The organism is Pontibacter sp. LHS1, assembly GCF_058932855.1.
In genome coordinates this window covers 1-10,416 of sequence record NZ_JBZYWF010000024.1, presented here as the reverse complement: position 1 = coordinate 10,416, position 10,416 = coordinate 1, and the positions used below count along the sequence as shown (strand labels likewise).

The following is a 10,416-nucleotide window of genomic DNA, read 5'->3' as shown; positions in this document are numbered from 1 at the left end:
TCTGTCGCACCTCATGCACCTGCTGCTGGTGTCGGATCTCGCCAAGACGGTAGAGGATGATCAGGCAGCAGGCGACCGGGAGGAGGCGATGCTGACTTTTTTTCATTCTCACTTCAAAGCAGCGGTCGGGCACAGCCTATATGAAAAATGGCTGGAGCTGGAGGAGAGGACGACTGTAGAAGCTAAAATTGCAAATGCCCTGAACCGAATAGCCACAGGAGAACTGACGGACTTAATCTCCCGGCTGGACAACAGCAGGTCAGGGGCCTTTCCACCCGCTTTGCTCGGCATTGAGATAGTGGCAATGCGCATCAAAGACATCATGGAAGAGGCTGAAGGCGCTCTCCTATAATATGACCTGCAGCGGTAGGGCCGGGGCATGCAAGCTTGATTTGAGATGAAAACGAATACAATACCAGGGCGATAAGGACAGTATTGAACGTAGCATGAAGCCTGTCATCCTGTCACCTGAGCCACGTATCACTTCGGGCTATCTAGAAGGATGTTATAGCATGATCCGTTCATATACTGGCTCCAGGCATGTTGCTCGTTTGCCCTTGTATTTTTTTAGTTGAGCTGAAAGCGATCAGCTGCCATGGTGCATGCGGATGACCGCATTCAGCGGTTGCAGACCCGCAGTCAGAACATGGAATGCGGTACCAGGTAAATCTTAGAGCGCGCTGTGTGGGCTCCAGGCGTTGGGACCTGGCAGACAGGACAAGGGGCATTATTTATACAATATAGGTGAAAGGACAATTCAATACCAGCTGTGGCATTTGTGGTTTTCACTTCTAAATCCCGTGAAACCAAAGATTTGCTAAGCTACCTATCCGATGGCGTATACTGTCCAAATCCAATGGAGGTGGAAGCTGCCTATGCTAAAATCCTTCAGTTTTTGGACGATTTAAAATGGAATAGGCGCAGGTAATCCCGGTTTTGCAAATGCAGGTTAGAGTTAGTTATATACATGCTAGTACAATGAATCGGGAAATCACTATTCGATAAGGCCTATAGCATGAAATTATGCATTTGCCATAGCAGATACCCGCCGTAAGATCGAAGTACATGAAGGAATCCGCGAAAGTCAGTTAGTAGAAAGGCGGATGCCTGATACACACTGCCCCTGCCTCCCCATTAAACCATCGGTTCAGCGAGGGCACCACATTTTAACTATATATAAGCTTATGAGATTCACATTCCTATTTCTACTTTTTGTTTTGTTTGCAGGAGGTGTCGCCGCCCAAGAAGGCGCTTATGAAAAGGCCAGACAGATTATTCAGGACAGGGATACCATCATGACCCCGCACGGCATCCAGGAAAACTTCCAGGTTAAGGTTGGCGGTCTCCAGCATCGTGTTTACGTCAGGGGATATGACCGAAACAACCCGATTATTTTCTTTGTGCACGGAGGGCCGGCCTCGCCGATGGCGCCGGTGATGTGGATGTTCCAAAGGCCCCTGGAGGAGTATTTCACGGTGGTGCACTATGACCAGCGGGCATCTGGCAGCACGTATGCACATAACGACACGACAGGATTGGATGAGACGATTCGCATCGACCAGTACGTGAGCGACGCCCTGGAGCTGGCCGAGTACATCCGGAAAAAGTACAGCAAGCGAAAGCTGATCCTGGTAGGCCACAGCTGGGGAACGATTCTCTGCATGAAGGCTGCCCTGCAGCGACCGGATCTGTTCTATGCCTATGTGGGCATCGGGCAGGTGATCAACGTCAGGGACAATGAGGCCCTTAGCTATCAGCACGGGCTCGACCAGGCCCGGCAGCACCAGAACGCTGAGGCGCTGGAGGAGCTCGCCTCGATTGCCCCTTACCCAGGCAAAGCCCCCCTCACCCGCGAGCGCATCATCATTGCCAGGAAATGGGCGCAGCATTATGGCGGTTTGACGGCTTATCGTCACCACTCGAGTTACTTTTTCCGCGCCCCGCACCTGTCACCGGTGTATGCGCCGGAGGAGGTGAAGGCCATCCACCAGGGGAACCTGTTCACCTTGGGCAGGATCCTGCCGGAGTTCCTGGAGGTGGACTTCAAGGGGGTGAAGAAGTTTCCCATCCCCGTCTTTATGTTTATGGGCAGGCACGACTACACGACGCCGTCTGCCCCAACGGAGCTGTGGCTGAAGCAGGTGCGCGCCCCGCAAAAGAGGGGGGTGTGGTTCGAGCACTCCTCCCACATGGTTCCGCTGGAGGAGCCGGGGAAGACCCTGGTTTCCCTGCTGGAGCTGGTCAGGCCTCTGGCCTCGAAGCGGGAGCAGTAGGGGAACGCCCGCGGCAGGCAGCACGTGCCCAGGGGTATCTGTGGATGATACCCCTGGGCACGTGCTGGGATAGGGGATTCCGTCTTCCGGCTCTTCTATACTTCTCACTTGCTACTTCGTCGCTCTCCTCACAGATCTTATTGCTTCTAATTTTCAACTCGTTGCTGGCCCTAAACCGCCTGGTATTTGCAAGGGAAATACTGGGCTTGATCATGTCCCCATGAAAGGGAATGACCGGCTTCCCCTGCCGGATCCGATCGGGTCAGTCCGGATTGGCTATGGCTGCCCGGCCTATTAAAACCAGATCGGCCTCTCCTGCCTGGATTAGCCGCGCTGCCAGCTCCAGGTCATGCATGCCACCGTTGGCAATGACCGGTACCCCGAGTACCTGTTTGGCGATGCTAGTGGAAGATGAGCCGTCGGGATAGCGGCATTCCTGCTCCCATACGCCTCCTTCGGCGGCGATGTGCACGTAGTCTGGCCGAAGCTTTTTCACCTCCTGGAAGAGGGCACGGGCGGTAGCAGGGCCCCCGGGCCAGCGGTAGGACAGGTTGTTTACTTTGCCCTCTGAAAACCGGATACCGACAATAAACCCGGCTTTAACAGCTGCTCTTATGGCAGCATACACTTCCGCGAGGAGGCGCAGCCGGTTCTCCAGGGGGCCTCCGTAGGCGTCCGTTCGCTGGTTGGTATACGCCGTAATAAACTGATCAAACAGATACCCGTTTGCTGCATGGAGTTCGATTCCGTCAAAGCCCGCTTTTTCCGCCAATAGGGCCGCCTGCACAAAACCCTCCTTAATTACCCCCATCTGTTCCAAGCTTACTTCCGAAGGCATTGGGAAGGGACCGTCGCCACCACCTGCTTCCGGCATTTTGACCCCCATGGGCTACAAGGCAGACGGGGCAATGGTGTTGCTGTGATACTACGAAAGGGCGCTCGCATGCATGAGCTGGCCTATTTTTGGTTCGGATTCAGAGGTGTTAAATTCCTGGCTCAAGCGCAAATACTTCGTAGTGGCTCACTTTTTCTTCAAACTCCAGCAGAAAGCCGGTGTCTTCAGGATAATATTTTGCTTTCTCAAAATCCTGCCCAGCAAAATTTTTTATCGCTTCCAGGCTGTCCCAATAGGTGATCAGGTGGAAGTGTCCTTCACCATTTTGGATCTGCCTTATAAAGCTTAGCCCCCTGAACCCTGCTGTCCTCCGGTAGTCAGGAATAGCTACCTGTTTTAAAAACTCAGTATAAGCCTCAAAATTTGTTTGACTTGTCTTGCCGTGCCATATTCTTGCAATCATAATCTGAATTTTATAGTCTTTATAAGTTTTCATTGGCTGGCTTAGGTCTTACGGGGCATAACCAGTCATTACAAAAGTATTATCAGTGCCAACATCATGAAATAGGCTGTTGCGCCATTCAGATAGGGGGATTGCGTCAAGGTGGCGCCTGCACGCTTTCGTGTCCGGGAGGTCCATGCATCTGCGACACGAAACGCGCTGATTGCTGTCAAGGGCAGGAATGCCAAGGTATAACATCATGTATAGGTTTAGACGAATGACCCGCTAAAGGCCTGTCTATGGGCAGCGTACCTGCTGGCATTCCGCTGGGATACATCGAGGCCCTTAAGAAACGGAGATTGACCTTGTCAAGTAAACGGCGCGATCAAAGGTTCATGAAGCGCAGCCGGTCCCTTGTTTTCTGTAAGTTGTGGTGAAGAATATTTGGGGTCTATGTTGGGGTAATAGGCGCCCTTTCTGTCCTGGAAAGAATATTCCGATTTTATACGGTCGCCTGCATGGCCGAACCGTTGCGCCTGTCCAGACAACTATTTTCATGACCAATCCTATCTCCCCGCGGGTAGATATTTCTAGCTAAATGGGTGTTATGGGTGTCATAACGGACTAAGCCGCTTGTCTGATTGGTTTGGATAGGAAATTGTTTTTCTTAATCTGGCTTAATTTTTTTTAGCCTGGAGAACCATAGCTTTGAGTTTTCACGATGTAATAAAACGATGGGAAAAAGTTAATAGGACCTATAGAACCCTGGGCCTCTGAAGCACTGTACAGACCGGAGTTTAGCAGGTGAAAAGCTGACCCTGTATGCTTCTGGAGGTACTTATCGACGGCTTGGGCAAGGGGCACCGGATCCAGGCTGCTGGGGCGGATCCTGTTTTGCAGGACCTGGCAAGATTTGCTGACTTCTTTCATGGCGCCATCACCCCTACAGATTGTCACAACCGACCATTTTTAAGCCCCCTTGTCAAGGGTACTTTTGTGACGCCCCTGGCTTTGGGCCATAGGCGATGGCCAGGGACGGCTCGAGTCACCGCGCGATAGCCACGGTGGACAGCAGATCAGGCTCTGGAGAGGCATTCTGCTCGTCTCACAACGGGTTTCTTCCCTGTGGGGCTGGGGGCCCTTTCAGCGGGGCTGGCACGGGAGTAGGGCGGATAGGAGGCGGCTGGCGGTGCTGCTTTTGAGCGGGTGCTTTTTATTGAGGTAAATAAGACTTTGGGATACACGTATGGTGGAGGTTTTCAAGACAAATGTGATGACCGATCCGGAGGCGGAGCGGATCATCGGCGTGCTCCGGCAGCAATTCCCTTCTGGAGAAATAAGCATCGACCTGGAAGACTGCGATAAGGTATTGCGCGTGGAAGGCGAAGGCCTGGACACGGACGTGGTGCTGCGGTTGGTTCAGGGTGCGGGGTATGCCTGTTCGGTGCTGGACTAGCTTTTCGGAGGGCCATGCAGCGACCAGGCAAGCCAGCGGCGGCCGCGGGGCGGTAACAGTAAATGCAATGGGATGACAAAGGTGTTGGACTTCAGCGCGGCTGAGAGCCGTGCTGCCGAGAGGCAGGCATTCCGGGAGGAGGGCATTGCGCTGCTGGGGCTTTTTGAGAAGCCGATTGGGAGCGGTTTTCTGATGAACTTTGAGGCCAAGGCCGTGTACCCCTCTTACTGCCAGCCTAGGAGCGGCAGGGTGTTTATTTTGCAGGGGAACGTCAGCTACGGCCAAAGGCAGCTGGAACGGGGGGATTCTTTGAGCCTGACGGCAACTGACCGGCATGCCTTTTACGCTGAGTCAGGATGTGTTCTCCTTTTTTTTCCGAACAAGCACCAATCATCGCCTACGAACAGTGAGGCCAAGTTGCTTTGTATGTCCAGCGACGATACGATAGTAGAAGAAAGGACTTTTCTTGTACATAAATAGTTTCAACTGCTAAGAAAATTAATTCTTGTCAGTAATTAAGCCGATATAATCCAAAAGTAAGGCGGGCTAGATCATTCAAAAACAATTGAATCGCAACATTACAGATGAAAAAGGCACTCATAACAGGTGGAAGTAAAGGCATTGGAAAAGCTATTGCGCAATCCTTGCTCCAACAGGACTACGAAATAATAATAACAGGCCGTTCAGCCGATGCGCTACAGGAGATGAAAGCACAATACCCTCATTTGCATATTCTACAGGCAGACATGGGAAAGGAGCAGGATCTGGTCCGCATAAAAGATAAAGTGAAGCAACAATGGGGTAGCAGATTGGATGTACTTGTACACAATGCGGGAACATTTGGCATCACTCCGATAGAACAATTCGAGCCCCATGCATTTCGCTCTATTATGGAAACCAATGTAGTGGGCCCTGTCATATTGACCAGCTTGCTGTTGCCCTACGTTCGTGCAGCCAAGGGGGTCATCATCAACATCTCGAGTACCTTTGGGCACAAAGCAGGACCGTCTATCAGTGCCTATGGTGCCAGCAAGGCTGCCCTGGAGCATCTTACAAAAATCTGGGCACTTGAATTCAGCCCGTGGGGCATTCGGGTAAACGCTGTTGCTCCAGGCCCCACAAATACTTCTATTCTCACCGCCTCAGGGCTTTCTCAAGAGGTAGCTGCGCAAATAAGAAATCAGGAAAGTGAGACTATCCCTTTGAAAAGAATAGGACAGGTTAATGAAGTAGCGGAGGCCGTCACTTATTTGATTTCTCCTGCAGCAGCCTATATTACAGGACAGGTTTTAAATGTGGACGGAGGTCTGTCGCTTTAAGAGCATCTTGCCTATAATTTTTTCCGCTTAATACCCTTGCACCCTACTGGACCGACGCCATTAGTAAGTATGTAACCGGTAATGTTAGAGTTGTTGTGATATTCGCTCTGATGCCCTTTTAGCAAATGTATTTAAATAACTTTCCGACCTAGGATAGGGAATACAAGGTTTTGTTTGATCCTATTGCGCCGTTTTCTGCTTCGGATGCTTGGTCTCCCTGGCAGTAAGGCCGGTCTGAACGCCATGAGCAGTCACTTGCCTTGGTATTGGCCCCTACAACATCAGTATGCATATCTTACGCCAGGCTATGAAGAAACCGATATGACTGCAGCAGCTCTGCAAAGCCATGAGGAAGATGGGATACGACAGCAGAGTCCCCTTGGAAGAGTCGCTAGCGCAGTGGAAGTGGCTCGGTTAATAGCCGTTTATGCCAATGATGGGCCTAAATTTACAACTGCCGGGATCGTGGACATCAATGGGGCGACTTACATGAGAAGCTAACTCTGCTAAGGCAGCAGGTGAAGTACATTATAGAGCAGCTCATTTTTTCGAAATTTTTTTATGCTTGATCATAACAAATATTTGGAACAACTTGAGAAAGTATTTTCTCGGTATTACCCGCTGAGCGCCCATTCTCTTTTGCACCTGCATTCCCTTGCCAGGATTGAACAAATAAAGAAGGGAGAGTTCTTACTGCCAGTGAACAGTATAGCAAAAGATGTGCACATTCTATGTAAAGGAGCAATCATTGCTTGTTTCATAGATGGTGAAGGAAATACATACAATAAAAATATTTTTTTAGAGGGTGATTTTGTTGGTTCTACAGTCTCTTATTTAACCAATACACCATCAGGTTTTGCACTCGAATCCATCGAAGATAGTGTGGTAATTAGTTTTAACTATAGCAAACTCCGTAAGCTGGTTGAAACGAATAAAGACCTTATAAATTTCTATATAGCCTATCTAGAAAAGAATTGGGTCATCGATAAAGAAAAGAGGGAAATAGCCATTGTCATGAAGGATGCTTCCCAAAGATACCTTGAGTTGATCCAGAAGCATCCAAATATTGATAAGCGAATTCCCCTACAACACATCGCTTCCCATCTTGGCATTACCCCGACACAATTAAGCAGGATTAGGAAAAAAAATTAAAAAAAATGAAGCAAATCAACATATGTAAAGGATTAGCAGAGTACTTCCGCTCTTCTTTGCCATATGAAGATTTTTTTGTACCTGCTGGCTTTTTTAGGAGGCGTTTTTCTTGCTGTTCAGGCAGGTTTTAACACCCAGTTAAGCAACCATTTAAGAGAACCTGTGCTGGCTGTCATTGTAACATCTGTCAGCAGCGTTTTTTTTGCTGCGTGCTTTGTTTTCATCACTGGAAGAGAAGTGCCAGCTATGGATGATATGCTTCACATTCCCATATATCTATGGTTTATAGGGGGGCTTTTCAGTGTAGCTGGTATCTCGCTGTATTTCTACACCATACCCAAATTAGGGATATTTAAAATGATAACCCTTGGCCTATGCGGTCAACTCATATTCTCTATGATTGCCGCCAAGTATGGCTGGCTGAACCTGCCTGTAGAACCTATAACCACGAAAAGGCTATTGGGAGCAATAGCAATGATAAGTGGCATCCTTCTTATCAATTCAAAATAAATATGAATAGTGTAAAGTCAAACATTGACAATCTTCTCTCTCTTTGGAAAGTGGTGACTATGCCATTTGACACCTGTTATGAAGCACAAGACTATGCTTATTGTTACATTCCCGCTTCGCAATGGCCCAATCGTATTTGGGCGAAACAAGAGGTTTCAGAAATCTTAACGAAAATTGCTGGCACTGTACATACCGTACAAACCGAGCTTGTTTTTTCTCATTTCGATAGAGGGGATACAAGTATCAACAAGCTGATCACTGATAGTGGGTTTACGCAGAAATCAGTTCAGTACGGCATGACTAAGAAGCTAGATCAACTATTTGAAAAAGTGGACCTGCTACAGTTTCAACGCGTTAAAAACCTACAAGAAATTGGGCATTGGTGCAATGCTTTCAAACAGTCGTTCGGGTACGAAATCAGTGAAGAAACGCTTCAAAGGAGTTATCAAAAGATTGAGTTCTTTAATATTATATTCAAGAATAAAGTAGCCGGAACCGTTATTTTACATTTAGAGAATGATGTGGCTGGCATACACAGCTTGGGGATCATTCCAAATTTAAGAGGAAAAGGCTTAGCAAGGAAAGCAATGTATTTTATTTTAAACCATGCCATGGAAAAAGGTGCAACTCTGGCAACGCTTCAGGCTTCAGCCAGTGCGAAAGAAATGTACCAGAGTCTAGGTTTTACGACTCATTTTTTAATGAGAAACTATCACATTAAAAACGTGTAAAATGAATCTTATTAGCAATTTGAATTGGCGATATGCCACAAAGAAGTTCGATCCAAATAAGAAAGTATCCACCTCTGACCTTAATTTGCTGAAACTAGCTGTTCAGTTGTCGGTATCATCTTATGGTTTGCAACTGTACAAAGTCTTAATTGTGACAGATAAAAACCTACGGGAGGAGTTGAGGTCTTTCTCCTGGAACCAAAGTCAAATCACGGATGCCTCACACTTATTCATATTTTGTAATTACAGTAACATCCATTCACATGACATAGATTCCTTTATTCAGTTAACGGCCAAACACCGGCAGTTGAAGGTTAGTGAGCTAAAGGGATACGGAGACTTTATCAAAAATAAGCTGGATGAAAAGAGTATTGAGGAGAAAAGTAGCTGGCTTGAAAGACAGCCTTATATCGCTTTAGGTAATTTATTGAGCGCTTGTGCCGAACTTAAAATAGACGCTTGTCCCATGGAAGGATTTGATCCCATAGGGTATAGCAACATTCTTAAGCTCGAGCAACAAGGGTTGAAAGCCTGTGTTGTTGCAGCCGTGGGGTACCGGGATCCGGCCGATGAAGCACAAAACTTTCAAAAAATTAGGAAACCAATGGAATTACTCTTTGAGGAAATATAATTTCAGCCCTTAAATGAAACATTACCAATTTCTATCTAATATTTGAATTCCCAAGTTGTTCAAAAATTGACACTTACCTTTTCTGTTCCAATTTTAAGGAAGTTGCAATTCATAAGAGAGCTCAGAAATAAATCATGTTCAAATTGCAATATCACATAGGTATTATTGTAGGAATAATTTTGATTTGCTTTCAAGCAAACAGCCATAATTTATATACAAATACGATGGACCACGGAAGTACCTTCATACAGAATGATACAGAAGCGATCAAACAGTTGATTGCTTTGGCAGATCAGCATCAGCATGATATTGATGCATTTATTCAGCTACACACGGACGAGGTTAATATTGTTAACTTCGTAGGGCGGAGGGTGACAGGTAAGGAAAACTTTCGTCTGGCAATGAAGCAGGCCTTGGATAGTCCCTTGTCTAAAGTTTTTACTAAAATTGAGATCAGGAATATTCAATTTGTTGGTTCAAATTTGGCCATTGTAAGTTGCATTAAACATGTGTTTGATGAACGGAATAATTTATCTGATGATCTCGATGCACGTCTAGCTTCATCCGGTAATCTGACATACCTCGTTGTTAAGGCTCAGGATAAGTGGCAGATTACATTTGCTCAGACCACTCCAATTAGATAGCATAAGGGGGGGGTACTTGTTTTTGGTAAGCCTGCAAGAGAGCCTTTTAAGCACATACTAATGGAATACTAGGAACACCTACCTGCGCCCGCCGCTGTTCTCCTATTTTGAATGTTAGTGGATATGTCCTATGCCCAAGGTCTTGTGCCCGGTGATGGGAATGTTGCCATGCAGCTGTCGTTACTGATCGCTTGAGTTAAGTGGTTTGGGAAAACGCGAATTGTGGCAGGACTTTTAAACAGAAGTTACGCAGATAGAAAGTGCCAATCAGTTTATCGAACTGATCAGGCGTCCCTTCCCGTCCGGGTATTCAAATCGACTCAGTTGGCTGTAGGTTCTGCGAGTGGAAAGGTTGAATCATGTCAAAATAATAGTATGTATTCAAGAAATAGCCTATAAATGCAAAGTAGTGCCATCGCCTAT

General features: G+C 47.3%; 12 protein-coding genes. 10 read left to right on the top strand and 2 right to left on the bottom strand.

The features are described from left to right. A partial coding sequence (locus AC5FXQ_RS21700; protein WP_493604505.1) for an HD domain-containing protein occupies nt 1-352 on the top strand: 352 nt, incomplete at its 5' end. A gap of 832 nt (nt 353-1,184) precedes the next feature. Then, a complete protein-coding gene (locus AC5FXQ_RS21695; protein ID WP_493604504.1) occupies nt 1,185-2,273 on the top strand; it encodes an alpha/beta fold hydrolase in 1,089 nt (362 codons plus the stop codon). Nucleotides 2,274-2,535: 262 nt separating this feature from the next. Here AC5FXQ_RS21695 and AC5FXQ_RS21690 read toward each other — a convergent pair whose 3' ends face one another. Both AC5FXQ_RS21690 and AC5FXQ_RS21685 read right to left on the bottom strand, forming a co-directional pair. Further along, entirely contained in the window at nt 2,536-3,159 is a 624-nt protein-coding gene (locus AC5FXQ_RS21690) for an oxidoreductase (protein WP_493604503.1), read from the bottom strand. Between the two features lie 97 nt (nt 3,160-3,256). Beyond that, on the bottom strand, nt 3,257-3,604 hold the full coding sequence (locus AC5FXQ_RS21685) for an antibiotic biosynthesis monooxygenase family protein (protein ID WP_493604502.1): 348 nt from the start codon (nt 3,602-3,604) through the stop codon (nt 3,257-3,259). A 1,192-nt stretch (nt 3,605-4,796) separates the two neighbouring features. Here AC5FXQ_RS21685 and AC5FXQ_RS21680 point away from each other — a divergent pair. From AC5FXQ_RS21680 to AC5FXQ_RS21645, 8 genes are all read left to right on the top strand, one after another. Further along, nucleotides 4,797-5,006 carry a hypothetical protein gene (locus AC5FXQ_RS21680; protein WP_493604501.1) on the top strand — a complete coding sequence of 70 codons (210 nt, stop codon included), beginning with the start codon at nt 4,797-4,799 and terminating at the stop codon, nt 5,004-5,006. Between the two features lie 72 nt (nt 5,007-5,078). Further along, nucleotides 5,079-5,486 carry a hypothetical protein gene (locus tag AC5FXQ_RS21675; protein WP_493604500.1) on the top strand — a complete coding sequence of 136 codons (408 nt, stop codon included), beginning with the start codon at nt 5,079-5,081 and terminating at the stop codon, nt 5,484-5,486. 104 nt (nt 5,487-5,590) lie between these two features. Further along, entirely contained in the window at nt 5,591-6,325 is a 735-nt protein-coding gene (locus tag AC5FXQ_RS21670; RefSeq protein WP_493604499.1) for an SDR family NAD(P)-dependent oxidoreductase, read from the top strand. 582 nt (nt 6,326-6,907) lie between these two features. Then, nucleotides 6,908-7,477, top strand: a complete 570-nt coding sequence (locus AC5FXQ_RS21665; protein ID WP_493604498.1) for a Crp/Fnr family transcriptional regulator — start codon at nt 6,908-6,910, stop codon at nt 7,475-7,477. A 63-nt stretch (nt 7,478-7,540) separates the two neighbouring features. Next, nucleotides 7,541-7,987: a DMT family transporter gene (locus tag AC5FXQ_RS21660; protein WP_493604497.1), complete on the top strand. Its 447-nt coding sequence runs from the start codon at nt 7,541-7,543 to the stop codon at nt 7,985-7,987. Between the two features lie 2 nt (nt 7,988-7,989). Then, a complete protein-coding gene (locus AC5FXQ_RS21655) occupies nt 7,990-8,718 on the top strand; it encodes a GNAT family N-acetyltransferase (RefSeq protein WP_493604496.1) in 729 nt (242 codons plus the stop codon). 1 nt (nt 8,719) lies between these two features. Further along, complete coding sequence (locus AC5FXQ_RS21650; RefSeq protein ID WP_493604495.1) at nt 8,720-9,349, top strand: NAD(P)H-dependent oxidoreductase; 630 nt, start codon at nt 8,720-8,722, stop codon at nt 9,347-9,349. 134 nt (nt 9,350-9,483) lie between these two features. Continuing rightward, on the top strand, nt 9,484-9,993 hold the full coding sequence (locus tag AC5FXQ_RS21645) for an SgcJ/EcaC family oxidoreductase (protein WP_493604494.1): 510 nt from the start codon (nt 9,484-9,486) through the stop codon (nt 9,991-9,993). Nucleotides 9,994-10,416: the final 423 nt, after the last annotated feature.